Annotated in this window: 25 protein-coding genes; 15 read left to right on the forward strand and 10 right to left on the reverse strand. The window is 70.8% G+C overall.

Annotated features, from left to right (window positions below; genetic code table 11):
• Nucleotides 1-208 precede the first annotated feature (208 nt).
• The 12 genes from FGM06_RS10855 to FGM06_RS10910 all read left to right on the forward strand — a co-directional run bounded on the left by FGM06_RS10855 (nt 209) and on the right by FGM06_RS10910 (nt 12,640).
• Complete coding sequence (locus FGM06_RS10855) at nt 209-1,204, forward strand: substrate-binding domain-containing protein (protein ID WP_144799268.1); 996 nt, start codon at nt 209-211, stop codon at nt 1,202-1,204.
• 1 nt (nt 1,205) lies between these two features.
• Nucleotides 1,206-2,012, forward strand: a complete 807-nt coding sequence (locus FGM06_RS10860; protein ID WP_144799269.1) for an ABC transporter permease — start codon at nt 1,206-1,208, stop codon at nt 2,010-2,012.
• A 118-nt stretch (nt 2,013-2,130) separates the two neighbouring features.
• Nucleotides 2,131-2,874: an ABC transporter ATP-binding protein gene (locus FGM06_RS10865; protein WP_144799943.1), complete on the forward strand. Its 744-nt coding sequence runs from the start codon at nt 2,131-2,133 to the stop codon at nt 2,872-2,874.
• Between the two features lie 323 nt (nt 2,875-3,197).
• Nucleotides 3,198-4,379, forward strand: a complete 1,182-nt coding sequence (locus tag FGM06_RS10870) for a LeuA family protein (RefSeq protein WP_449405050.1) — start codon at nt 3,198-3,200, stop codon at nt 4,377-4,379.
• Between the two features lie 403 nt (nt 4,380-4,782).
• A complete protein-coding gene (ilvB, locus tag FGM06_RS10875; RefSeq protein WP_144799271.1) occupies nt 4,783-6,597 on the forward strand; it encodes a biosynthetic-type acetolactate synthase large subunit in 1,815 nt (604 codons plus the stop codon).
• Nucleotides 6,594-7,313, forward strand: coding sequence for an acetolactate synthase small subunit (ilvN, locus tag FGM06_RS10880; RefSeq protein ID WP_144799272.1), 720 nt, complete (start codon nt 6,594-6,596; stop codon nt 7,311-7,313). Before ilvB ends, ilvN begins: the two co-directional genes overlap by 4 nt.
• A gap of 23 nt (nt 7,314-7,336) precedes the next feature.
• Nucleotides 7,337-8,392, forward strand: a complete 1,056-nt coding sequence (ilvC, locus tag FGM06_RS10885; RefSeq protein ID WP_144799273.1) for a ketol-acid reductoisomerase — start codon at nt 7,337-7,339, stop codon at nt 8,390-8,392.
• Between the two features lie 61 nt (nt 8,393-8,453).
• Complete coding sequence (gene leuC, locus FGM06_RS10890) at nt 8,454-9,875, forward strand: 3-isopropylmalate dehydratase large subunit (RefSeq protein ID WP_144799274.1); 1,422 nt, start codon at nt 8,454-8,456, stop codon at nt 9,873-9,875.
• Nucleotides 9,872-10,528, forward strand: a complete 657-nt coding sequence (gene leuD / locus FGM06_RS10895; protein WP_144799275.1) for a 3-isopropylmalate dehydratase small subunit — start codon at nt 9,872-9,874, stop codon at nt 10,526-10,528. The genes leuC and leuD overlap by 4 nt, the downstream gene beginning before the upstream one ends.
• Nucleotides 10,525-11,523, forward strand: a complete 999-nt coding sequence (locus FGM06_RS10900; RefSeq protein ID WP_144799276.1) for an isocitrate/isopropylmalate family dehydrogenase — start codon at nt 10,525-10,527, stop codon at nt 11,521-11,523. Before leuD ends, FGM06_RS10900 begins: the two co-directional genes overlap by 4 nt.
• 94 nt (nt 11,524-11,617) lie before the next feature.
• Nucleotides 11,618-11,989 carry a DUF555 domain-containing protein gene (locus FGM06_RS10905; protein ID WP_144799277.1) on the forward strand — a complete coding sequence of 124 codons (372 nt, stop codon included), beginning with the start codon at nt 11,618-11,620 and terminating at the stop codon, nt 11,987-11,989.
• Between the two features lie 111 nt (nt 11,990-12,100).
• Entirely contained in the window at nt 12,101-12,640 is a 540-nt protein-coding gene (locus FGM06_RS10910; protein ID WP_092566987.1) for a CBS domain-containing protein, read from the forward strand.
• Between the two features lie 4 nt (nt 12,641-12,644).
• Here the strand turns inward: FGM06_RS10910 and FGM06_RS10915 are convergent, their stop codons facing one another.
• From FGM06_RS10915 to FGM06_RS10930, 4 genes are all read right to left on the reverse strand, one after another.
• Nucleotides 12,645-12,869 carry a hypothetical protein gene (locus FGM06_RS10915; RefSeq protein WP_144799278.1) on the reverse strand — a complete coding sequence of 75 codons (225 nt, stop codon included), beginning with the start codon at nt 12,867-12,869 and terminating at the stop codon, nt 12,645-12,647.
• 99 nt (nt 12,870-12,968) lie between these two features.
• Nucleotides 12,969-14,027, reverse strand: coding sequence for a phosphoribosylformylglycinamidine cyclo-ligase (purM, locus tag FGM06_RS10920; RefSeq protein ID WP_144799279.1), 1,059 nt, complete (start codon nt 14,025-14,027; stop codon nt 12,969-12,971).
• 73 nt (nt 14,028-14,100) lie between these two features.
• Nucleotides 14,101-14,769, reverse strand: a complete 669-nt coding sequence (locus tag FGM06_RS10925; RefSeq protein WP_144799280.1) for a metalloprotease — start codon at nt 14,767-14,769, stop codon at nt 14,101-14,103.
• A gap of 25 nt (nt 14,770-14,794) precedes the next feature.
• Nucleotides 14,795-16,591, reverse strand: a complete 1,797-nt coding sequence (locus FGM06_RS10930; protein WP_144799281.1) for a TraB/GumN family protein — start codon at nt 16,589-16,591, stop codon at nt 14,795-14,797.
• A 109-nt stretch (nt 16,592-16,700) separates the two neighbouring features.
• Here FGM06_RS10930 and FGM06_RS10935 point away from each other — a divergent pair, with 109 nt between their 5' ends.
• The 3 genes from FGM06_RS10935 to FGM06_RS10945 all read left to right on the forward strand — a co-directional run bounded on the left by FGM06_RS10935 (nt 16,701) and on the right by FGM06_RS10945 (nt 18,514).
• Nucleotides 16,701-17,405: an ArsR/SmtB family transcription factor gene (locus FGM06_RS10935; protein WP_144799282.1), complete on the forward strand. Its 705-nt coding sequence runs from the start codon at nt 16,701-16,703 to the stop codon at nt 17,403-17,405.
• A 71-nt stretch (nt 17,406-17,476) separates the two neighbouring features.
• Nucleotides 17,477-17,929, forward strand: a complete 453-nt coding sequence (locus FGM06_RS10940) for a bifunctional nuclease family protein (protein WP_144799283.1) — start codon at nt 17,477-17,479, stop codon at nt 17,927-17,929.
• A 102-nt stretch (nt 17,930-18,031) separates the two neighbouring features.
• A complete protein-coding gene (locus FGM06_RS10945; protein ID WP_144799284.1) occupies nt 18,032-18,514 on the forward strand; it encodes an acyl-CoA thioesterase in 483 nt (160 codons plus the stop codon).
• 10 nt (nt 18,515-18,524) lie between these two features.
• On the opposite strand, the gene FGM06_RS10950 is transcribed toward FGM06_RS10945, so the two are convergent.
• The 6 genes from FGM06_RS10950 to FGM06_RS10975 form a co-directional block, all read right to left on the reverse strand.
• Nucleotides 18,525-19,031: a GIY-YIG nuclease family protein gene (locus FGM06_RS10950; RefSeq protein ID WP_144799285.1), complete on the reverse strand. Its 507-nt coding sequence runs from the start codon at nt 19,029-19,031 to the stop codon at nt 18,525-18,527.
• The gene (locus tag FGM06_RS10955; RefSeq protein WP_144799286.1) at nt 19,028-19,462 is read right to left on the reverse strand and encodes a thiol-disulfide oxidoreductase DCC family protein; all 435 of its coding nucleotides are present in this window, start codon (nt 19,460-19,462) and stop codon (nt 19,028-19,030) included. The genes FGM06_RS10950 and FGM06_RS10955 overlap by 4 nt, the downstream gene beginning before the upstream one ends.
• Before the next feature lie 75 nt (nt 19,463-19,537).
• Nucleotides 19,538-19,822, reverse strand: a complete 285-nt coding sequence (locus tag FGM06_RS10960; RefSeq protein ID WP_144799287.1) for a DUF7545 family protein — start codon at nt 19,820-19,822, stop codon at nt 19,538-19,540.
• 110 nt (nt 19,823-19,932) lie between these two features.
• Nucleotides 19,933-21,009: a metal ABC transporter permease gene (locus tag FGM06_RS10965; protein WP_144799288.1), complete on the reverse strand. Its 1,077-nt coding sequence runs from the start codon at nt 21,007-21,009 to the stop codon at nt 19,933-19,935.
• Complete coding sequence (locus tag FGM06_RS10970) at nt 21,009-21,749, reverse strand: metal ABC transporter ATP-binding protein (RefSeq protein ID WP_144799289.1); 741 nt, start codon at nt 21,747-21,749, stop codon at nt 21,009-21,011. The genes FGM06_RS10965 and FGM06_RS10970 overlap by 1 nt, the downstream gene beginning before the upstream one ends.
• 97 nt (nt 21,750-21,846) lie before the next feature.
• Nucleotides 21,847-22,872: a metal ABC transporter substrate-binding protein gene (locus tag FGM06_RS10975; RefSeq protein WP_144799290.1), complete on the reverse strand. Its 1,026-nt coding sequence runs from the start codon at nt 22,870-22,872 to the stop codon at nt 21,847-21,849.
• Between the last annotated feature and the right edge of the window lie 42 nt (nt 22,873-22,914).

Below are 22,914 nucleotides of genomic sequence, written 5' to 3' on the forward strand. Positions count from 1 at the left end.
GGTATCACACACGTCGGGGATCCGACGGCTCGCGGCTCACGGACCGATCGAGCCGCACGGACCGCCGTCAGAACTTCCGAGACGGCGGATACGCCCCTGTGTTCGTCTCTCACATCGCCGAATAAATTACTGTAGAGCATCATAGCTGCAGATAAATATTCTCTATAAGCATACGCCCTTATCAGTGGGGCCGGTACGGAGAGGTACGATGGAACGAAGACAGTTCCTGCGCGGCACCGGCGCAGCGATCGGCGGCTCGCTGCTCGCCGGCTGCGCCGGGAGCGACGGACGCACCGTGACGGTCGACTACGCCTACTACAACCCGGTCAGCCTCGTCCTGCGCGAGAAGGGGTGGCTGGCGGAGGCGTTCGCGGAGACGGACGTCGACGTGGAGTGGGTGCTGAGCCTCGGCAGCAACCAGGCCAACGAGTACTCGCAGGGAGGGGAGGCGGAGGTCGCCTCGACCGCCGGGATCGCGGCGCTGATGGCGCGGTCGAACGGGGTCCCGATCACGACGCCGTACGTCTACTCGGAGCCGGAGTGGACCGCGCTCGTCACGTTCGCGGAGACGGGGATCGAGTCGGTCGCGGACCTGGAGGGCAAGCGCGTCGCGGCCACCCGCGGCACCGACCCGTACTTCTTCCTGCTGCAGGCGCTCGACGACGCAGGGCTGAGCGAGGACGACGTCGAGGTCGTCCACCTCCAACATCCGGAGGGGCAGTCGGCGCTGGTGGGGGGCGACGTGGACGCGTGGGCCGGGCTCGACCCCCACATGGCCGAGCTGGAGCTAGAACACGACGGCGCGGAGCTGTTCTTCCGCGAGCCCGCCTACAACACCTACGGCTTCCTCAACTTCCTCGACGGCTTCCTCGCGGACCACCCCGATGACGCCCGGCGGGTCGTCGAGGCCTACGAGCGCGGCCGCGAGTGGGCGATCGACAACCCGACGGAGACCGCGGGGATCCTCGCGAGCGAGTCGGAGATGTCCCAGGCGGTGGCCGAGCGCGTGTTCACGCGCCGCACCGACCTCTCGGAGCCGCTTCCGGGCGATGCGCACCGCGGCCTGCTCTCCGACCTCGCGCCGATCTTAGAGCGCGAGGGGCTCGTCAACGACGACGCCGACCCCGCGGGGAGTATCGACGACCTGCTCGACGCGGAGTTCGCGGCCGATATCGTCGGCGACGCCGGAAGCGGGGGCGAGTGAGATGGCCGCGACGCGCGAGACGGAGCGGACGGGGATCGGCGTCGCCGCCGAGACCCTCCCCGACGCCGACCAGTTCCGGTGGCTGATCGGTTTCGTCGTGCCCGCGGCGGTCGTCGTCGCCTGGCACCTGCTGGTCGCGACCGGCGTCTTCGCCGCCCACCAGCTTCCGACGCCGCTGCGGGTGGTCGAGACGCTCTACGGGCTGGGCGTCTCCGGCGAGCTGTGGGGTCACGTCGCGATCACGGTCCAGCGCGTGTTCCTCGGCGTCCTCCTCGGCGCGAGCGTCGGTATCCTCCTCGGGACGCTCACGGGGCTGTACGACCTCGCCGCCGACCTCCTCGACCCCCTGCTCCAGAGCCTCAAGAACATTCCCTCGCTGGCGTGGGTGCCGCTGTTCCTGCTGTGGTTCGGGATCGGCGAGGGCGCGAAGGTGCTCCTGATCGCCGTCGGCGCCTTCTTCCCCGTCTACCTCAACCTCTCGACGGGGATCGGCGAGGTGAGCGAGGACCTTCTGGAGGTCGCCGAGGTGTACGACCTCGGCCGGATCGAGTCGCTCCGACGGGTGGTGTTCCCGGCCGCGGTGCCGAGCCTGCTCGTCGGGATCCGGGGCGGCGTCGGCCTGGCGTGGATGTTCGTCGTGGCCGCAGAGCTGATCGCGGCCAGCGAGGGGATCGGGTTCCTGCTGAGCGACGGCCGGGTGCTCGCGCGCCCCGACATCATCGTCGGCTCGATCCTGCTGTTCGCGTTCTTCGGGAACCTCTCGGACCTGGCGGTCAAGGAGGTGAAGAACCGTGTCGTCGTTCGGTAAGGGCGTGCTCACGGACGACGACGTCGACGCGGACGGCGACGCGGCCGCGGTCGACGCGGACGACGGCGACGCCGCAGCGACCGCGGACGCGACCGAGTCGGAACGGGGCACCGGGTCGATGGCAGAGCCGACCCTCGCCGTCCGCGGGCTCACCAAGCGCTACGGCGAGACGGTCGCGCTCGAGGACGTCGACCTCGCTGTCGGCGACGGGGAGTTCGTCGCGGTGGTCGGCCCGTCCGGCTGCGGGAAGTCGACGCTGCTGCGCGTGCTGTCCGGGCTGGAGGGCCGGTTCGAGGGCGACGCCGCGGTCGACGGGGTCGACGTGCGCGAGGGCGGCAGCGACGCCGTCGGGATGGTGTTCCAAGAGCCGCGGCTCCTCGGGTGGACGGACGTGCGGGAGAACGTCGCCCTCGGTCTCCCGGCAGACGTCGACCGCGACGACCCCGACACGCGCGACCGCGTTGACGAACTGATCGAGACGGTCGGGCTCGACGGGTTCGCGGAGAGCCGGCCGGGCGAGCTCTCCGGCGGGATGGCCCAGCGCGTCGCGCTGGCGCGCGGGCTCGCCTACGAGCCGGAGGTGTTGCTGCTCGACGAGCCGTTCTCCGCGCTCGACCGCCTGACGAAACACGAGCAGCAGGACCACCTGCTCGACGTGTGGGCGGAGCGGGGGACCACGGTCGCGCTGGTGACGCACGACGTCGAGGAGGCCGCCTACCTCGCGGACCGCGTCGTCGTCCTCGGCGGACAGCCCGGGACGATCGAGGCGGTGGTCGACGTCGACGCCGACCGCCCCCGCGACCGGACCGACGGGGAGCTGCTGGCGGCCCGTCGCGAGATAACCGACGCGCTCGGGCTCTGAATCGGGGATCGGGACGCGACGCCGTCGGGCCCCGCTCCGGGATCAGCGCGCGACGCGCACGGACCGCGGCCGAAAGGAAACGAACGTCGATCGGCCTTATGACTCGGGTTCCGAAACCACAGTCCCGGATCACGCCGCGTGGTATATAATCAATATAAGGAGATGACATGGCGTTGGTGTCATGCGATTTTTCGCCGACGCCGCTCGACACGAACCTGTCGCCGTGGAGTGGTTTTTGTGAACGGCACAAGCGTTAAGTTCTCGACCGTACTGTCGACAGTCGATGACAGACATCACGGAGGCTTCGTCGGACACCCCGGCGGATCGAGTTCTTCCAGGGCACGATAGCTTCTAACATCGAAATCGGTCCTGTACGGATCTTCGACACGACGTTACGAGACGGAGAACAGTCACCACGGACGTCGTTCAGCTACGACGAGAAACGCCGCATAGCGGCGACGCTGGACGACATGAACACCCACGTCATCGAGGCGGGGTTCCCGGTGAACTCGGACGCGGAGTTCGAGGCCGTGAGCGACATCGCCGCCGCGACGGACACCACCGTCTGCGGGCTGGCGCGGGTCGTCGAGGGCGACATCGACGCCGCGATCGACTCCGGCGTCGAGATGGTCCACGTGTTCGTCTCCACCAGCGACGTGCAGCTGGAGGACTCGATGCACGCGACCCGGCAGGAGGCGAAGGAGCGCGCCGTCGCCGCCGTCGAGCAGGTGAAAGACGCCGGCGTCGAGTGCATGTTCTCGCCGATGGACGCCACCCGGACCGACCCCGACTACCTGATCGACATCGTCGAGGCGGTCTCGGACGCCGGCACCGACTGGATCAACATCCCCGACACCTGCGGCGTCGGGATGCCGAGCAGCTTCGGGAAGACGGTGAAGGCCGTCGTCGAGGCGACCGACGCCCGCGTCGACGTGCACACGCACGACGACTTCGGGATGGCCGCGGCGAACGCGATCATGGGCTTCGAGAACGGCGCCGAGCAGGCGCAGGTGTCGGTCAACGGGATCGGCGAGCGCGCCGGCAACGCCGCCTACGAAGAGGTCGTGATGGCCGTGGAGTCGGTGTACGGCGTCGACACCGGCATCGACACGACCCAGATCACCAAGCTGGCGCGGATCGTCGAGGAGGCCTCGGACATCCCCGTGCCCGCGAACAAGCCCATCACGGGGCGGAACGCGTTCGCGCACGAGTCGGGCATCCACGCGGCCGGCGTCATCGAGAACGCCGACACGTTCGAGACCGGCGTGATGACCCCGGAGATGGTGGGGGCCGAACGCGAGTTCGTCCTCGGGAAACACACCGGCACCCACAGTGTGCGCAAGCACTTAGAGGAGGCCGGCTTCGACCCGAGCGACGGCGAGGTCCGCCGCATCACCAAGCGCGTCAAGGAGTACGGCGCCGGCAAGCGGCAGGTGACCGCCGGCGACGTCGAGCGCTTCGCCGAGGAGGCGGGCATCGACCGCGAGGAGGAGGTCCGAGTCTGATGGCCGCCCCCCTGACCGGGGAGCCCGCCGAGCGACCGCCGCGCGGATCGGCGGGGGCTCCCGCGAGCCCGTTCGCAGCGAGCCGATACGGGACCGCAAGCCGGTGCGGGGGCGCGACGCGGCGCGGAGCCGCGATCCGACCGGTCGGGGCGACGCCCCGACAGGGATTTATACCCCGACTCCGTTGGTCAGGGCGAGATGCGACGGCACACCGCGGACCCGACGACAGCCGACGTCGCCGGAGCCGTCGCGCCGATCATCGTAGGGGTATAATCCCCTACACAACCCCTTCCTCACCGACTCGACGTACCGCCGACCGCCGCCGCGATCGGAACGCGATCCATCGCCCGGCGGTCGGATCGAACTCCGACGCGCGAGAGATGCCACACACACCACCACGACAATGAGCGACACAGCAGCACACCCACGAGAGGACGACCCGGAGGGCTCCGAGGAGCCGGCGACGGGAGCGGACGACGCCCCCGCCGCCGAGTCCGACGAGACGCCCGCCGCGGGGGCGGTCTCGACCGGCGCGGAGTCGGTCGTCGCCGCCCTCGAGGCGGCCGGCGCGGAGACCGCCTTCGGCGTCCAGGGCGGCGCGATCATGCCCGTCTACGACGCGTTGTACAGCTCGTCGATCGACCACGTCACGATGGCCCACGAGCAGGGCGCCGCCCACGCCGCCGACGCGTACGGCGTCGTGTCGGGCGAGCCGGGGCTCTGCCTGGCGACCTCGGGCCCGGGCGCGACGAACCTCGTCACCGGGATCGCCGACGCCGACATGGACTCCGACTCGATGCTCGCGCTGACCGGACAGGTGCCGACCGAGTTCGTCGGCAACGACGCGTTCCAGGAGACGGACACCATCGGGGTCACGCGCCCGATCACGAAGCACAACTACTTCGCGAGCGGCGCCGACACCGTCGGCGACACCGTCGGCGAGGCGTTCGAGCTGTCGCGGGCCGGTCGCCCGGGACCGACGCTCGTCGACCTCCCGAAGGACGTCACCCAGGACGAGACGGACGAGACGCCGGGGGCGGCGGCACCGCCGGCCGGCACCGACCCCGACCCGAACGCCGACGCCGACGCGGTCGAGGCGGCCGCCCGAGCCATCGAGGCGGCCGAGCGACCGGTCTGTCTGTTCGGCGGCGGCGTGATCAAGGCCGAGGCGAGCGACGCCGCGCGGACGTTCGCGCGGACGTACGGGATCCCGGTGACGACGACGATGCCCGGGATCGGCTCGTTCCCCGAGGACGACGAGCTCTGCCTCTCGTGGGCCGGGATGCACGGCACCGGCTACGCGAACATGGCGATCACCCACACCGACTGCCTGATCGCGGTCGGCACCCGGTTCGACGACCGGCTCACCGGCGGGATCGACACGTTCGCGCCGGAGGCCGAGGTCGTCCACGTCGACATCGACCCGGCCGAGATCTCGAAGAACGTCCACGCTGACCACCCGCTGATCGGCGACGCGGGGCGCGTCCTCGACCAGCTGACCGCGGCGGTCCGGGAGGCGCCCGACGCCGAGGCGTGGCGCGAGCGCTGCGCCGAGTGGAAGGAGACGTACCCGCTCACGTACGCGACGCCCGAGGACGAGCCGCTGAAGCCGCAGTTCGTCGTCGAGGCGTTCGACGAGGCGACCGACGACGACACCATCGTGACGACCGGCGTCGGCCAACACCAGATGTGGGCCTCCCAGTTCTGGACGTACACGGAGCCGCGAACGTGGATCTCCTCGCACGGGCTGGGGACGATGGGGTACGGCGTGCCCGCCGCGGTCGGCGCGCGCGTCGCCGCCGACAACATGGGCGAGCCCGACCGCGACGTGGTCTGTTTCGACGGCGACGGCTCCTTCCTGATGACGATGCAGGAACTCTCCGTGGCCGTGCGCGAGGACCTCGATGTCACCATCGCCGTGCTCAACAACGAGTACATCGGCATGGTGCGCCAGTGGCAGGACGCCTTCTACGAGGGGCGTCACATGGCCTCCGACTACACGTGGATGCCCGAGTTCGACAAGCTCGCCGAGGCGTTCGGCGCGCTCGGGCTCCGCGTCGACGACTACGACGAGGTCGCGCCCGCGATCGAGGAGGCGCTCGACTACGACGGTCCCGCCGTGATCGACTTCCACGTCGATCCCGAGGAGAACGTCCTGCCGATGGTGCCGAGCGGCGGCGCGAACGGGAAGTTCGCCACCGCGGAGGACCAGCTATGAGCGGCGACTCGCCCGACTCCCGACCCGCGACCGACGGCGGCTCCGCGTCCGACGCCGGCGTGCCCGAGGCCGACTCGCGGCCCGCGCCGAGCGAGCAGCCCGGTCCCGAGGAGCGGGACCACCCGGAGGGGCGCCGGAACCTCGAAGGGATCCGGATCGACCCCGTCCTGGAGGCCGAACACGAGTCGCGGCGCGCCGTCATCTCGGCGCTCGTGGAGGACGAGCCGGGCGTGCTCGCGCGCGTCTCCGGGCTCGTCTCCCGCCGCCAGTTCAACATCGAGAGCCTCACCGTCGGCCCGACGACCGTCGACGGCCACTCGCGGATCACGATGGTCGTCGAGGAGACGGACCCCGGCATCGACCAGATCGAAAAGCAGATGGCGAAGCTGAAACCCGTTATCTCCGTGGGCGAGGTGTCCGGCAACGCGGTCACCGCCGAGCTCGTCCTGCTGAAGGTCGAGGCCGACGACCCCGCGGCGGTCCACGCCGTCACCGAGATGTACGACGGTCGGACGCTCGACGCGGGGCCACGGACGATCACCGTCCAGCTCACCGGCGACGAGGCGCGGATCGACGACGCGCTCGACGCGTTCCGCCAGTTCGGCATTATCGAGATCGCGCGGACGGGCCAGACCGCGCTCGCGCGCGGCGACGTCCCGACCGCGCCCGGAGAGAAACCCGGAACGGCCGGCGAACCGACGACGCACGACAGCTGACGCAGTTACAAACACGATACACAATGAGCGACAACGACATGCAGACGGTCGAATCCAACGTATACTACGACGAAGACGCGGACGGCGAAGCGATCGCCCAGAAGGTCGTGGCCGTGCTCGGCTACGGCTCCCAGGGGCACGCGCACGCCCAGAACCTCCACGAGAGCGGGATCGACGTGATCGTCGGTCTCCGCGAGGACAGCTCCTCGCGGGCGGCCGCCGAGAGCGACGGGCTCGAGGTGGCGACGCCCGCCGCGGCCGCCGAGGCCGCCGACATCGTGAGCGTCCTCCTCCCCGACACGGTCCAGTCGGACGTGTACGAGGAGTCGATCGAGCCGAACTTAGAGCCCGGCGACACGCTCCAGTTCGCGCACGGGTTCAACATCCACTACAACCAGATCCAGCCGCCCGAGGACGTCGACGTGACGATGATCGCGCCGAAGTCGCCGGGTCACATCGTCCGCCGGAACTACGAGAACGACCAGGGGACGCCGGGGCTGCTGGCGGTGTACCAGGACGCCACGGGCGAGGCCCACGACGAGGCGCTCGCGTACGCGGCCGCGATCGGCTGCACCCGCGCCGGCGTCGTCGAGACGAGCTTCCGGGAGGAGACCGAGACCGACCTGTTCGGCGAACAGGCCGTCCTCTGCGGCGGCATCGCCTCGCTGATCAAGCAGGGGTACGAGACGCTCGTCGAGGCGGGGTACTCCCCCGAGATGGCGTACTTCGAGTGCATGAACGAGATGAAGCTCATCGTCGACCTGATGTACGAGGGCGGGCTCGGCGCCATGTGGGACTCCGTCTCGCACACCGCGGAGTACGGGGGGCTCACCCGGGGCGACGAGATCATCGACGACCAGGTCCGCGCGAACATGGAGGAGGTCCTCGAGGGCGTCCAGAACGGCACCTTCGCCCGCGAGTGGATCTCCGAGAACCAGGCCGGCCGGCCGGCGTACACCCAGCTCCGCAACGCGGAGAAGAACCACGAGATCGAGGCCGTCGGCGAAGAGCTTCGCGGCCTGTTCGCGTGGCAGGAGGAGGGCGAGGAGGAAGAGGAGTCGACCGAGGTGACGGCCTGATGGGCGCCCGCGGCGACGCGAACGGGGCGACGGCGACCGCACCCCGCACGGGTGATCCCCGATGAGCGAGGGGACCCTGTACGACAAGGTGTGGGACCGCCACAAGGTGACGGAGCTGCCGACCGGACAGGACCAGCTGTTCGTCGGGCTCCACCTCGTCCACGAGGTCACCAGCCCGCAGGCGTTCGGGATGCTGAAAGAGCGCGGGAAGGAGGTCGCGTTCCCGGAGCGCACGCACGCGACGGTCGACCACATCGTGCCGACCGGCAACCGCGACCGACCGTTCAAAGACGAGGCGGCCGAGACCATGATGTCGGAGCTCGAGGAGAACCTCCGCGGGTCCGGCATCGACTTCTCGGACCCCGACTCGGGGAACCAGGGGATCGTCCACGTCATCGGACCGGAGCAGGGGCTCACCCAGCCCGGCATGACGATCGTCTGCGGCGACTCACACACCTCGACGCACGGCGCGTTCGGCGCGCTGGCGTTCGGCATCGGCACCTCGCAGATTCGCGACGTGCTGGCGACGGGCTGCGTCGCCATGGAGAAACAGAAGGTCCGCCGGATCGAGGTCACCGGCGAGCTCGGCGAGGGCGTCACCGCGAAGGACATTATCCTGACGATCATCGGGAAGCTCGGGACCGACGGCGGCGTCGGCCACGTCTACGAGTACGGCGGCGAGGCCATCGAGAGTCTCGGCATGGAGGGACGGATGTCCATCTGTAACATGTCCATCGAGGGCGGCGCCCGCGCGGGGTACGTCAACCCCGACGAGACCACCTACGAGTGGCTCCGGGAGACGGACGCGTTCAAAGACGATCCGGAGAAGTTCGAGCGGCTGAAGCCCTACTGGGAGTCGATCCGGACCGACGACGACGCCGAGTACGACGACGTCGTCACCATCGACGGGTCGGCGATCGAGCCGACCGTGACGTGGGGGACCACGCCCGGACAGACCGCGGGCATCACCGAGCCGATCCCCGACCCGGACGACCTCCCCGAGGAGGACCGCGACACCGCCCGCCGCGCCCAAAAGCACATGCGCGTCGAGCCGGGCGACACGATGGAGGGGTACGAGATCGACGTGGCGTTCCTCGGATCGTGTACGAACGCGCGCCTGAAGGACCTCCGCGAGGCCGCGGCGTTCGTCGAGGGCCGCGAGGTCGACGACGACGTGCGCGCGATGGTCGTGCCCGGCAGTCAGCGCGTCCGCGACGCCGCCGAGGCGGAGGGGTTAGACGAGATCTTCACCGAGGCTGGCTTCGACTGGCGCGAGCCCGGCTGCTCGATGTGTCTCGGCATGAACGACGATCAGCTGGTGGGCGACGAGGCGAGCGCGTCCTCCTCGAACCGGAACTTCGTCGGCCGACAGGGGTCGAAAGAGGGCCGGACCGTGCTGATGAGTCCGATCATGGTCGCGGCCGCGGCGGTGACCGGCGTGGTCACCGACGTCCGCGAGATGGAGGAGGTGGCGACCGTATGAGCTCCCCCGAGTTCAGCGACGGCGAGGCGCCGGCGGAGAAGGTCACCGAGGTCAAGGGGACGGGGATCCCCGTCCGCGGGAACGACGTCGACACCGACCAGATCATCCCGGCGCGGTTCCTGAAGGTCGTCACCTTCGACGGGCTGGGGCAGTTCGCCTTCTTCGACCAGCGGTTCGACGACGACGACAACGAGAAAGAGCACCCCTTTAACGAGGAGAAGTACCAGGGCGCGAACGTCTTAGTGGTCAACGCCAACTTCGGCTGCGGCTCCTCGCGCGAGCACGCGCCGCAGGCGCTGATGCGCTGGGGGATCGACGCCGTCGTCGGCGAGTCGTTCGCGGAGATCTTCGCGGGCAACTGCCTCGCGCTCGGCATCCCGACGGTCACCGCCGACCAGGAGTCGATCGAGGCGCTCCAGGACTACGTCGAGGCGAACCCCGACGCGGAGGTCGACATCGACGTGGCCGCGGAGACGATCACGTACGACGACACCGTGATCGACGCGACGGTCCACGACGCCCAGCGGAAGGCCCTCGTCGAGGGCGTCTGGGACACCACGGCGCTGATGGGCGCGAACGCGGGCGCGGTCCGCGAGACCGCCCGGTCGCTCCCCTACGTTCCGGAAGCGGACATTCCGGGGGACGAGGCGTGAGCCACGAGGTCGCCGTCATCGAGGGCGACGGGATCGGCCGGGAGGTCGTCCCCGCGGCCCTCGAGGTGTTGGAGGCGTTCGACCTCGGCTTCGAGTTCGTCCGGGGCGAGGCCGGCGACGCGACCAAGGAGGCGACCGGCGAGGCGCTTCCGGCGGAGACGTACGAGCTCGCCGCGGGCGCGGACGCGACGCTGTTCGGCGCGGCCGGCGAGACCGCCGCCGACGTCATCCTCCCGCTCCGGGACGCCGTCGACTCGTTCGTCAACGTCCGACCGGCGAAGGCGTACCCCGGCGTCGACGCGCTCCGGCCTGAGACGGACGTCGTCTTCTTACGCGAGAACACCGAGGGCGTCTACTCGGGCCACGAGGACCGGCTCTCCGAGGACCTCTCGACGCTGACGCGGGTGGTCACCTCCTCGGCCTCCCGGGAGCTGGCGGAGTACGCCTGCGAGTTTGTCGCCGACGGGCGCGGCCCCGCCGGCGGCCCGGAGGACGGGTTCACGGTCGCGCACAAGGCGAACGTGATGCGCGAGACGGACGGCCGGTTCCGCGAGGAGATGCTCGCGGTGGCCGACGAGCGCGGCGTCGACGCCGACGAGGAGCTGATGGACGCGTTCGCGACGAAGCTCCCGCTCGACCCGACGCAGTACGGCGTGATCGTCTGTCCGAACCTCGCCGGCGACGTGCTCTCGGATTTAGCGGCCGGGCTCGTCGGCGGGCTCGGTCTGCTCCCGTCGGCGAACGTCGGCCACGACAACGCGCTGTTCGAGCCGGTCCACGGCACCGCGCCCGACATCGCCGGGCAGGGGGTCGCGAACCCGACGGCGGCGATCCTGTCGGCCGCCATGCTGCTGGAGTACCTCGGCTACGTCGAGGAGGGCGGACGGGTGCGCGACGCCGTGGAGGGCGTGCTCTCCAACGGGCCCCGCACCGGCGACCTCGGCGGCGACGCGACGACCGACGAGATTACTGCTGCGATCGTCGACCGGCTATAGTCCTGGGAGACGTAGCCCTCCGCGAGACACGCTCTCGCACGGCGACCGCGGGCGAACCACAAGAAAGGAAACCCTGCGGCCCGTCCGTGCGGCTATGAGCAACTACGAAGTCGCGATGGAAGCCGCCTGGTTGGTCCGTGACGTCGAGGAGACCGACGACGCCATCGGCGTCGCGGTCAGCGAAGCCGGAAAGCGACTCAACGAGACGGACAAGCAGTACGTCGAGGTCGAACCCGGCGTCACCGGCTGTCCGGCCTGCGGCGAGCCGTTCGACGCCGCGTTCCTCGCCGCGAACACGGCCCTCGTCGGGCTCCTCCTCGAGATCGACATCTTCAACGCCGACAGCGAGGAGCACGCGGAGCGGATCGCGAAGAGCGAGGTCGGCGGCGCGCTGCGCGACGTTCCCCTGGAAGTCATCGAGATCATCGAGACGGAGGGCGACGAGGACGACGACGGCGACGAGTAACGCCCCGCGACGAGGGGCGAGCGCCTCGGGGCCGATCGGCGCGTGCGCGACCGCCCCCGCGATATCGGTCGCCGCCGAAAGCTTTTCTAATAACCCGGAGTTATTTGGCGCATGGAACTCCCGACGCCACAGGACCTCCGCGAGCGGCGGACGACGCTGGAGCTGACCCAGAGCGAGCTGGCGGACGCCGCGGACGTCTCCCAGCCCCTGATCGCCCGGATCGAGGGCGGCGACGTCGACCCGCGGCTCTCGACGCTCCGGCGGATCGTCAACGCGCTCCAGGAGGCGGAGGGCGAGGTCGTGCGCGCGAGCGACCTGATGAACGAGACGGTGATCAGCGTCGCGCCCGACGACGCGGTGCGCGAGGCGGTCGACCTGATGGAGGAGGAGGCGTACTCGCAGCTCCCGGTCCTCCAGAACGGGGTGCCCGTCGGCTCGATCAGTCAGGGCGACGTGGTCCACGCGGGAGAAAACGTCGGCGACCACCCCGTCAGCGAGGTGATGAGCGAGTCGTTCCCCACGGTCGCGCCGAGCGCGACCGTCGACGAGGTCCGGAACCTGCTCGACCACTACAAGGCCGTGATGGTCACCGACGGCGGGGAGACGGTCGGGATCATCACCGAGGCGGACATCGCCGCGCACCTCTCGTAGCGGGCTACTCCCGCCGCCGCGTCTCGTCAGTTTCCGCCTCGCTCCGCTCCGCCTCGCGCCGCTCCGAGAGGCGCTCCCATATCTCCGTACAGCCCGCGCCGTCCTCGACGTCGGCGAGGTGACCCGAGTCGTCGGCGTCGTGCTCCTCGGCCTCCTCACCGCCGAGTTCCCCGCTCGCGTCGCCGGCCTCGGCGACGTCCGTCTCGGCCGACTCGGATCGGTCCGTCATCGATCGGGGCTACGCGCCCCTCGATCAAAAGGTGGCGTTCGCGAGTAAATCGGGCCGGTGTTCCGGTTTTCCGGCAATAATTACTTTTGTGTCGCGCGCCTACAGCTCCAGTCCGCGGATCGAGACGGTTCCCGCCTCGGCGTCGTCGCCGTCGCCTGCCGCCGTCGGGTCGGCCTCCTCCACCCGCCCGATCACGCGCCCGCCGGTCTCGGCCGCCAGCGACTCGGCCGACTCGGGATCGAGCGCGGCCACGAAGCCGGTGCCCATGTTGAACGTGCGGTACATCTCCTCGTCGGGGACGTTCCCCTCGGCCTGCACGAACTCGAAGACGGGCTGGGGGTCGAACGCGTCGTCGACGACGTACCGGTGGTCGCCGAGCCGCGTCAGGTTCGTCCAGCCGCCGCCGGTGACGTGGGCCGCGCCGCGCACCCCGCGCTCGCGCATGGGATCGAGCAGGTCGGTGTAGATCCGGGTCGGCTCCAGGAGGGCGTCGCCGACCGTCTCGTACCCCTCGAACGGGCAGGGGTCCGCGTACGCGTGGTCTCGGGTGGCCGCCTCGCGGGCGAGCGTGAGCCCGTTCGAGTGGATCCCCGAGGAGCGCCAGCCGACCAGCGCGTCGCCCGGTTCGGCCGCGCCGTCGAAGACGGCGTCTTTGGCGGCGAGGCCGGCGCAGGTGCCCGCCAGATCGAGCCCGTTGATGACGTCCGGCATCACCGCCGTCTCGCCGCCGACGAGCTCCATGTCGGCGAGCTCGGCGCCGCGGGCGAGCCCGTCGCCGACCTGTTCGGCGAACCGCTCGTCGGGCTCGTCGACCGCGAGGTAGTCGACGAAGGCGACGGGGCGGACCCCGGCGGCGACGAGGTCGTTGACGTTCATCGCGATGCAGTCGATGCCGACCGTCGAGTAGTCGCCGAGCGCCTCTGCGACGAGCAGTTTCGTCCCGACGCCGTCGGTCGCGAGCGCGAGGTACCGGTCGCCGATGTCGAGGAGGCCGGCGTAGTCGCCCTCGGCCTCGCCGACCGCGCCGATCAGCGCCGCGGTCGCCGCCTCGCTCGCGTCGATGTCGACGCCCGCGTCGGCGTAGGTGAGTTCGTCGCCGCCCTCGCTCGCCGCTCCATCGTCGCTCTCCCCCGTCTCGCCGCCGTCGCCCTCGGTCATGTGTGTCGAGGGACGCCCGCGGAGCAAAAGCGCACCGTTCCCGCCGGGCGGTCGAGGGCGGACCGACGGCGACTCAGAACGGCCCGCCGAAGCCGAGCCCGCCCACGAAGACGAGCCCGACCGTGAGAACCACGGAGACGACGAAGAAGCCGGCCCACGCCGCCTTGCTCCAGTCGAACACGGTCTTCCCGTCGAGCGGGCCGTACGGGATCAGGTTGAAGGCGGCGAGGAAGACGTTGATCGCGATCCCGCGGGAGCCGATCAGGGTGATCACGGGGCTACCGACGACCGGACCGAGCAGGAGCGCCGGGAGGAAGACGACGGTGAGAAGCAGGTTGACGACCGGCCCGGCGAGCGCGATGTGGCCGTGTTCCCGCGGGGTCAGCCGACCGCGGTGATGGACCGCGCCGGGCGCGGCGAAGATGAAGCCGAGCAGCGAGCTCATCACGGCCAGGAACAGCATGCTGTTGTCGGCCCGGAACTCGGCCACCTGGTCGTACCGGACCGCGACGACCTTGTGCGCGATCTCGTGGAGGAGGAACGCCACCCCGGCGGTGAGCAGGCCGACGAGCAGCGGCGGGATCACCCCCGCCGCGAGCAGCCGGTCGAAGCCGGCGGTGCCGTTGACGAAGAAGAACGTGAACGCGACGCCGAGCGCGAGCCACGCCACGAGCAGGTCGCGCAGCTCCGTGCCGCTGAAGTAGAGGCCGGCGATCCGGCGCCCTTTGAACGCCGAGCTCACGCTCGTCCCCCGCGCGTGTGTCGGGTCACGCGCCACCCCCGCCCGTGAGGGCGTTCCGGATCAGCTCCGCGCCGGCGTACGCGCCGTCGATCAGGAGCCGCCCCACCTCGTCGACGCCGCCGACTTCGGCGCCGAACATCGCCGGGATCACGTAGACGGCGAACAGGAAGCTCGCGACGATGCTGCCGACGTTCGTCATCGCGACGACGACGATGAGCTTGAACAGGGGGACGTCGAGCATCCGGGAGACCAGCGCGGAGGGCGACAGCGTCTCGTCCGAGAGCAGCTCGTTGAGCGTGCCGATGTCGCCGACGTTCACGGTGATGTGTCGGAGCTCGACGTAGCCGGTGAACCAGCCGGGCGCGAGCACCGGGTTGATCGAGGTCATCCACGCGACGGCGCCGCCGACGCCCGCGGAGGTCCACCGCGCGCCGGCGACCTTCGCGAACGCGAACGCGAAGACCCCGTTGATGAGGAACCACGCGCCGAACACCCGGAGCAGGAACGCGTTCTCGACGCCCGCCAGCGCGAGCAGGACGAAGAATCCGACGAAGCCGACGGTGATCGCGTAGCCGATCGCCTTCTTCCACGGCAGCCCGCCGCCGCCCCGCTCGCGGCCGACGAGGCTCTCCATGGGGGGAAGCGTCTCGGGGGCGGCGAGGTACCCCTCGATCCCCTCGCGGTGGCCCGCGCCGACGACGGCGACGACGTCCCTGCCGGCCTCTCGGAGTGCGACGAGGCGGTGGGCGATGAACGCGTCCCGCTCGTCGATGAGCGCCTCGGCGCCGCCCGGCGAGAACTGGCGGAACTCCTCCATCATCATCGTCACCACGTCGGTGTCGGTGAGCTCCTCGACGCCGAGCTCCTCGATGCCGCCGTGCTCCGGCTCTCCCCCGCCGTCGACCAGTCCGAGCAGCGCCGCCACGACGACGCCGAGCGTCAGACCGAGCGAGATCCCGAGGCCGAGACTGCCGATCGCCGTCACGGCGAAGCCGCCGAGGTACGTCGAGACGAGCCCGTTCGCGACGCCGGAGGCCGCCGCGGCGACCCCGGCGGCGACGCCGAGCCCGCTCGCCGCGTAGAGCCGGCCGTCCGGCGAGAGCGCGAGCTTCCCGACCTGATCGACGGCGATCCCGACCGCGACGGCGACCAACACGCCGCCGGTCACGCTGGTCAGCAGGGCGGTGGTCACGCCGAAGGCCCCGCCGAACAGGCCGATCGCCGGCCCCGCGAGGATCCCGACGAACAGCCCCGCGAGCACGCCGACGACCCGCGAGTCGGTGACGCCGAACGCGAGCCCGCCGACCATCCGGAGCTTCTCCGTGACCGTCATCCGTGCCCAGAAGCGCTGGATCGTCGTCTGGATGTCCCGGTCGACGAGGGCGACGTCGATCCCGAGCCCCTCGGCGACGTCGATGGCCGCGCGCATGTCCGCGCCCGGCTCGATGTCGAAGCGCTCGCCGAGCTGGGTCTGGACGTACGACAGCATCCAGTACGCGAGGAACTGGAAGACGGTGTTCCCGCGCAGGAGGTCGCTCGCGTCGAGGTCGTCGGGGGTCTCGCCCTGCAGCTGGCGGTATCGGCCCTCGTCGAGCTCGACGGCGACGACATCGGGGCGCTCGCGCTCGATCGCCTCCTCGACCTCGTCGACCGAGCGCTCGGAGACGTGCGCGGTGCCGACGACGGTCACGGAGCCGGGCGCGTCCCCGTCGCCGTCGCTCCCGGCGGATCCGACGCCCTCGTCGGGGTCCGACGTCGCCGCGGGGTCGCTCGCCGTCGGGGGCGCGGACGCGCCGTCGGAGCCCCCTGGCGTCTCTGTCATTGCCGGGACGTACCCCCTCGCCGCGTTTAGGGTTTGTGAGTCGATATCGGGCCGACGAGGTCGTAATCGATCCAACAAATTTGTATCCTCACGGCGCGGAGAGGCGATCATGTCGCGGCTGTTGCCCTCCCTGCCCGACGCGACTCCCGAGGACCGGGAGCCGCGGGTCGTGGGCGTCGACGACGAGGACGCGGACGACCTCATCGCGGCGCTCGGCTCCGAGACCGCCCGCGAGATCCTCACCCGCCTCCACGACGAGCCGGCGACCAAGTCGGAGCTCGCGGCCGAGGTCGACACGTCCCTCCAGAACGTGCAGTACCACCTCGCGAAGCTCGACGGGGCCGACCTCGTCGACGTCGTCGACACGACCTACTCCGAGAAGGGCCGCGAGATGGACGTGTACGCCGCCGCCGACGAGCCGCTCGTGCTGTTCGCCGGCGGCGAGGAGGAGTCGGCCGGGATCAAGAGCGCGCTGATGCGGCTGCTCGGCGGGTACGCGCTCATCGCGGCGACGGCCGCCGTCGCCCAGCGCCTCCTCTCGGTGGCGGGGCCGACGGCCCGCGTGACGACGACGACCGGAGACGGGGGCGGAGACGCCGGCGTCACCGCGGAGCAGTCCGGGGGTGACGGCGGGGGAGCCGACGCCGCCGCCGACGGCGGCGACGCGGCGGTCGACGGCACGGTCGAGTACGTCGTCGACCCGCTCGCCGACTACGCCGTCTCGCTGCTCGAACCGGGCGTCGTCTTCTTCATCGGCGCGGCGCTCGTGTTCACGGTCGCGTGGGCGTACTGGTACCGGACAGCCCGGACCTGAAGGCCGCCCGCGCGGGCGGAAGCGCCGCGCCCGTGGGACAGCTATTCATGCCGCCGCCACCACGGTCCGGTATGGAACACGAAGCCGAGGTCGTCGGGGTCGGAGCGGGCTCCGCGCCGGGCGGCGACGTGCCGGCGGTCATCCTCTCGGTCCGAGACGAGTACGTCCCGATCTTCGTCAGCGCCGACCAGGCGCAGTCGATCGGATTGGCGTTGGAGGGCGAGCCGTTCGACCGGCCGCTGACGCACGACCTGCTCGTCGACATCCTCACCGAGTTCGGCGGGGCGATCGACCGCGTCAGGGTCGACGACCTCCGCGACGGCACCTTCTACGCGAAGGTCGACGCGGAGCGGTACGAGAACGGCGAGCCGGAGCGGTTCGTCTTCGACGCGCGCCCCTCCGACGCGCTCGCGCTCGCCGTCCGGGTCGACTGCCCCGTCGTCGTCTCCGACGCGGTGATCGACGAGGCCGGCCGCTCCCCGGACTCCGTCCGCTTCGACGACGACCCGCCGGAGGGCTCCTGACCGCGGGGCGCGCGCCGGCCGTGGGACGCACACCGACGGTGGGACCCCGCTCCGCCGGCCCGAGAGCCGGAGGTTCAAGTCGCCCGCCTCCCCACCGCCGGTATGGACGAGACGGCGACCGTCGCGGAATCGCACACGGAGATGACCGAGATGCTGCTGCCGAACGACACGAACAACCTCGGGCGGGCGCTCGGGGGCGCCGTCCTCCACTGGATGGACATCTGCGGCGCCATCGCCGGGATGCGCTTCTCGAACCGGCAGGTGGTCACCGCCTCGATGGACCACGTCGACTTCATCTCCTCCATCGAGATGGGCGAGGTCGCCGTCATCGAGGGGTACGTGTTCAACGTCGGGCGCACGAGCCTCGACGTGAAGGTCGACGTGCGCGCGGAGAACCCGAGGACCGACGAACAGCGCCGCACGACGACCTCCTACTTCACGTTCGTCGCGCTCGACGACGAGGGGTCCCCCGCGAGCGTCCCGGAGCTGACCTGTCCGACGCCGGAAGAGGAGGCGCTGCGGGAGGAGGCGATCGAGGGCCGGCGCGAACAGCTCACCGACATCGTCGAGCGGTACGACCTCTGACCGACGCCCCCTACTCGCCGGCGACGACGTCGACCCGCGCCGTGTGCGACGAACCGAGCCCCTCGTGGGCTGCGACCGCCGCCTCGTGCGCACCCCTGACTCGCGAGGCGAACGCGCCGAGCGACTCTCCCTCCTCGGTGGCGGCGAGGTGGCTCGGGCAGCCGCAGTCGGACGCGCCGAACCCGTCGACCGGCCCCGCCCGGAGGCGCTCGGCGACCGCGCACTCGACGTCGGCGCCGACGCTCCGGACGACGCGGTCGATCCGGGCGTCCGGGTGACCGAGGAGGTGATCGACGTGCCAGTGGCGGACGTCGTGTTCGCCGCGCGCGGTCCGGCGGTGACGGTCGACGCGCGCGAACCCGCCCGCGCCGAGCGCGCTGCCGGTGTACGCGTAGACGCCCCCGTCGAAGCGGGCCTCGCCGAGCGCGCCGACCTCGATTACGGCGGGATCAGCGAGCTCCACGAGGAGGGTGTAGGTGCCGCCGTCGTCGGGATCGGGAGCCCCGGCCCCGCTCACGACAGCGCCTCCGGCGGGTCGCTCGCGGCGGGGCGGAGGTCGTCGACGAGGTCGCGCGCGTCGTCGGTGAGCCGGTACGTCTCGTGGACGTCGGCGGGGTCGCGGCCGCGGCCCGACAGCGTCCCGACGACGTCGGCGATCCGGTCGTAGTTGTCGCGGACGAGCCCGCCGACGATCCCCGGGGTGCCGGCGCGGTCGGCGAGCTCCTCGGCGGCCGAGCGCCCGGCGTACACCCGGCGCTCGCGGGGGTCGACGAGCACCATCGCGAACGGGCGCGAGCCGAACTGCGCGTCGAGGAACGGGCCGACCGGGTCGGCCTCCCACGGCACCGCGACGACGCCGTCCAGCCGGCGGAGCGCGAGGGCCGCGACCGAGCAGTACGGACAGTCGCCGTCGAAGATCAGCACCGGCGCGTCCGAGTCGTGACTCATGAGGATCGATACGTCCCGCGGCGGCTTAAGCGGCCGGCCGCCGGGGAAAACGAGGGCGAAAGACGCCGCCGCGTCTCAGTGCGAGTGACCGAGCGCGTCCTCGAGCGACTGCCCGAACCGCTCCTCGAACAGCTCCGCGGCCGTCTCGTTCATCTCCGCGATGTCCTCCGGCACGTCGCCCTCGCTGTGGTGGACGATGACGTGCGCCTGCTGGGCCATCGCCTGTACCACGACGTCGCTGACGACGCGGGTGGGCTGTTCGCCCTGCTCGCTGAGCACGTCGACGAGACCGGCGGGCAGTTCGAACGACTCCTCGTCACCGTCGGGACCGGTGATCGTGTAGGTTTCCGTCTCTCCCATACGTCTCGGTCGCGGTCGGGACATAAGGGTCTGTGGAAAGCGCGCGCGGCTGACGCACGCGCGTCCCGAACACCGGAGCGCCGGGTCTTCCCGCCTTTCCCGCCCCGGGGCTACCCGTGCGCCGAGATGGCCTTCACCGAGAAGCCGGAGAGGGCGATGCTCGCGAGGTACACCGCGATCGCGGTGACCACGATCGAGCCGCCGGACGGGAGCCCGAGCCCGATCGAGACGGCGAAGCCGCCGAGCACCGACAGCTGGCCGAAGATGACGCCGAGGTACGTCGTCTCGCGGAAGCTCCGGGCGACCTGCGAGGCGGCCGCGACGGGGACGACTAACATCGCGGCCACGAGGATGACGCCGAGCACCTGCATCGCGCCGACCACGACGACCGCGGTCAACACCACGAGCAGCGTGTTGTAGCCGGTGACGTTGAGCTGGGCGACCCGCGCCGCCTGCTCGTCGAAGGTGATGAAGAGGAGCTGCTTGTACGTCAGCGCCACGCCGGCGACGACGACGAGAGAGAGCGCGCCCATCAGCCGCGCGCCCTCGGCCGTGACGACCGCGAGGTTCCCGAACAGGTACCCCTCGATGTTGATCGCGGTCAGCCCGCGACCGTAGCTGACGATGAGGGTGCCGACCGCGAAGCTCCCGCTGAGCATGATCGCGATCGGCACGTCCCCGTAGGCGTCGGTGCGCTCGGTGAGCCACTGGACCGCGAGTGCCCCCGCGATCGCGACGGCGAGCGCGACGAGCAGCAGCGAGCTCCCCCACCCGGTCGAGGCGTCGACGAGGATCCCGATCGCGACCCCCGCGAACGCCGTGTGCGCCAGCGTCTCGCCGATCAGCGCCATCTCCCGGTGGACGAGGAACGACCCGACGAGCGGGGCGACGACGCCGACGAGCACGCCGACCGCCATCGACTGCCACATGATCGGGTGCCGGAACACGTTCGTCCCGAACGCGGCGTCCATACCGCGCCCGAACGCGCGGAACCCGGCGTACAGGTCGCTCGCGACCGGGAGGTCCTGCGCCCAGTACAGCAGGAGGAACCCGAGCATCCCGACCGCGACGACCGCCGTGAGGCCGAGCGCGGCGAGCTCGGCGGTCCGTCGAAGCCCGCGTTCGGGCCTCGCGTCCGCGGTCGGGTTCGCCTCCCCCTCGCCGTCCGCGGTCTCGGTCCCGCTCATCAGTGGTGGTGGTGGACGACCTGTCCGGTCGCGCCGTACGCCTCCGAGAGGGCGTCGCTCTCGACGAACGACTCGGTGTCGCCGTGGTGGTACAGCTCGGTGTTGATGCAGGCGATGCGGTTCGCGCGGTCGGTGACGACGCCGATGTCGTGCTCGATGAGGATGATGGTGATCCCGTCGTCGTTCAGCTCGTCCAAGAGGGCGTAGAAGGCGTCGCGCGACTCGGCGTCGACCCCCACGGTCGGCTCGTCGAGCGCGAGCAGGTCCGCGTCGCTCGCGAGGGCCCGCGCGATGTACGCGCGCTGCTTCTGCCCGCCGGACAGCTCGGTGACGAGCCGGTCGGCGAGGTCGCCGATCCCGACCGTCTCGATGGCGTCGGCGACGGCGGCGCGGTCGGCCTCGGAGAGCCGCCCGCGGCCGGCGTGCGCGAACCGGCCCATGGTGACGCACTCGCGGACCGTGACGGGCATCGCGCCGCCGCGGCTCGTCGCCTGCTGCGAGACGTAGCCGATCCGGCCGCCGTCGTCGAACTCGTCGACCGGGCGACCGAACAGCTCGACGGTCCCCTCGTCGGGCTCGTGGAGCCCGAGCATGAGGTGGAGCAGGGTCGTCTTGCCCGAGCCGTTGGGGCCGACGAGTCCGAGGAAATCGCCCGCCTCGACCGTCAGAGAGACGTCTCTCACGGCGGCGGTGTCGCCGTAGGCGAACGTCACGCCGTCGAGGTCGACGATCGCGGTCACTGCGTGTCTCCTCTCTGGGTCGGCCGAACGTTTAGCTCTTTTAGTCCGTCGCCGACGGCGGGGCAGTCGGCCGGCGGCGCCCCGTCGGGATGGCGGGTCACTGCGCCCCGAACGCCCGCTCGAACGCGGGGACGTTGACCTCGGTCATCTGTTCGAGGTAGCCGTAGCCGGCCTCGTTCCACTCCTCTGTGGTCCCGCCGGCCGGGCTGACGGGCATCGTCTCCGTGGCGTCGCTGTTCTCGACGACCGTCTCGGCGAGCCGCGGCGACTCGAAGCGGTCGTAGAGGACCGTGTCGATCCCCTCGGCGTTCACCAGTTCGATGGTGTCGGCGATCTCGCTCTGGCTCGGCTCGTTCTGCGGCGAGACGCCGACCGGCGAGTGGAGCCGGAAGCCGTAGCGCGCCTCCAGGTACTGGAAGGAGTTGTGGCCCGCGATGACGGCCACGTCGCGCTCGGCGCTCTCCGCTATCGACGCGAAGGCAGAATCGACCGCGTCGAGCTCCTCGGCGTACGCGGCCGCGTTGTCGGCGTACGCCTCGGCGTTGTCGGGGTCGGCCTCCCCGAGTCCCGTCGCGATGGTCTCGACCATCCGCGCCGCGAGCACCGGGTCGACCCAGACGTGGGGGTCGTGCTGGCGGTCGTCCTGGCCTCCCTCGTCGCCGTCGTGGTTCTCTTCGCCGTCGTGGTTTTCCTCCTCGTGTCCGTCCTCGCCTTCGTGCGAGTGGTCCCAGTCGAGGAGGTCGCCCTCGACGTCGGCGAGCGCGTCGATAACGGCGACGGAGTCGTAGTCGGCCTCGAGCGTCGCGGCGAGGTCCTGCGCCCACGCGAACTCGGGGCTGTCGAGGTAGACGAACGCGTCGGTCGAGGCGACGTCTGCGGCGAGGTTCCCGTCGGGCGTCCAACCGTGTCCGAGCCGACCGACCTCGACCGGGCTCTCGAAGCTCGCGCGGTCGCCCGCGACCTCGTTGGCCCAGTCGTTGAGCGTGAAGAAGGCGGCGTACCCGCCGTCGAATCCGGCGGACCCCTGGTCCGCGGCGCCCGAACAGCCGGCGAGCGAGGTCGCCGCCCCGGCGGCCAGCAGGCCCCCCCCGCGCTTCAGCACCGACCGGCGTGAGTGAGTCATACCGATCCGTAACGCCCGTTAATAGAAAAGTATTGTTACTTC

Origin of the sequence: Halorubrum depositum (assembly GCF_007671725.1) — an archaeon.
Taxonomy (GTDB): domain Archaea; phylum Halobacteriota; class Halobacteria; order Halobacteriales; family Haloferacaceae; genus Halorubrum; species Halorubrum depositum.

What these genes read in the sequence shown, in the direction of transcription:
- FGM06_RS10855 (WP_144799268.1), top strand. Translation starts at nt 209, where the DNA reads ATGGAACGAAGACAGTTCCTGCGCGGCACCGGCGCAGCGATCGGCGGC.
- FGM06_RS10860 (WP_144799269.1), top strand. Translation starts at nt 1,206, where the DNA reads ATGGCCGCGACGCGCGAGACGGAGCGGACGGGGATCGGCGTCGCCGCC.
- FGM06_RS10865 (WP_144799943.1), top strand. Translation starts at nt 2,131, where the DNA reads ATGGCAGAGCCGACCCTCGCCGTCCGCGGGCTCACCAAGCGCTACGGC.
- ilvB (WP_144799271.1), top strand. Translation starts at nt 4,783, where the DNA reads ATGAGCGACACAGCAGCACACCCACGAGAGGACGACCCGGAGGGCTCC.
- ilvN (WP_144799272.1), top strand. Translation starts at nt 6,594, where the DNA reads ATGAGCGGCGACTCGCCCGACTCCCGACCCGCGACCGACGGCGGCTCC.
- ilvC (WP_144799273.1), top strand. Translation starts at nt 7,337, where the DNA reads ATGAGCGACAACGACATGCAGACGGTCGAATCCAACGTATACTACGAC.
- leuC (WP_144799274.1), top strand. Translation starts at nt 8,454, where the DNA reads ATGAGCGAGGGGACCCTGTACGACAAGGTGTGGGACCGCCACAAGGTG.
- leuD (WP_144799275.1), top strand. Translation starts at nt 9,872, where the DNA reads ATGAGCTCCCCCGAGTTCAGCGACGGCGAGGCGCCGGCGGAGAAGGTC.
- FGM06_RS10905 (WP_144799277.1), top strand. Translation starts at nt 11,618, where the DNA reads ATGAGCAACTACGAAGTCGCGATGGAAGCCGCCTGGTTGGTCCGTGAC.
- FGM06_RS10910 (WP_092566987.1), top strand. Translation starts at nt 12,101, where the DNA reads ATGGAACTCCCGACGCCACAGGACCTCCGCGAGCGGCGGACGACGCTG.
- FGM06_RS10915 (WP_144799278.1), bottom strand. Translation starts at nt 12,869, where the DNA reads ATGACGGACCGATCCGAGTCGGCCGAGACGGACGTCGCCGAGGCCGGC.
- purM (WP_144799279.1), bottom strand. Translation starts at nt 14,027, where the DNA reads ATGACCGAGGGCGACGGCGGCGAGACGGGGGAGAGCGACGATGGAGCG.
- FGM06_RS10930 (WP_144799281.1), bottom strand. Translation starts at nt 16,591, where the DNA reads ATGACAGAGACGCCAGGGGGCTCCGACGGCGCGTCCGCGCCCCCGACG.
- FGM06_RS10935 (WP_144799282.1), top strand. Translation starts at nt 16,701, where the DNA reads ATGTCGCGGCTGTTGCCCTCCCTGCCCGACGCGACTCCCGAGGACCGG.
- FGM06_RS10940 (WP_144799283.1), top strand. Translation starts at nt 17,477, where the DNA reads ATGGAACACGAAGCCGAGGTCGTCGGGGTCGGAGCGGGCTCCGCGCCG.
- FGM06_RS10945 (WP_144799284.1), top strand. Translation starts at nt 18,032, where the DNA reads ATGGACGAGACGGCGACCGTCGCGGAATCGCACACGGAGATGACCGAG.
- FGM06_RS10955 (WP_144799286.1), bottom strand. Translation starts at nt 19,462, where the DNA reads ATGAGTCACGACTCGGACGCGCCGGTGCTGATCTTCGACGGCGACTGT.
- FGM06_RS10960 (WP_144799287.1), bottom strand. Translation starts at nt 19,822, where the DNA reads ATGGGAGAGACGGAAACCTACACGATCACCGGTCCCGACGGTGACGAG.
- FGM06_RS10965 (WP_144799288.1), bottom strand. Translation starts at nt 21,009, where the DNA reads ATGAGCGGGACCGAGACCGCGGACGGCGAGGGGGAGGCGAACCCGACC.
- FGM06_RS10975 (WP_144799290.1), bottom strand. Translation starts at nt 22,872, where the DNA reads ATGACTCACTCACGCCGGTCGGTGCTGAAGCGCGGGGGGGGCCTGCTG.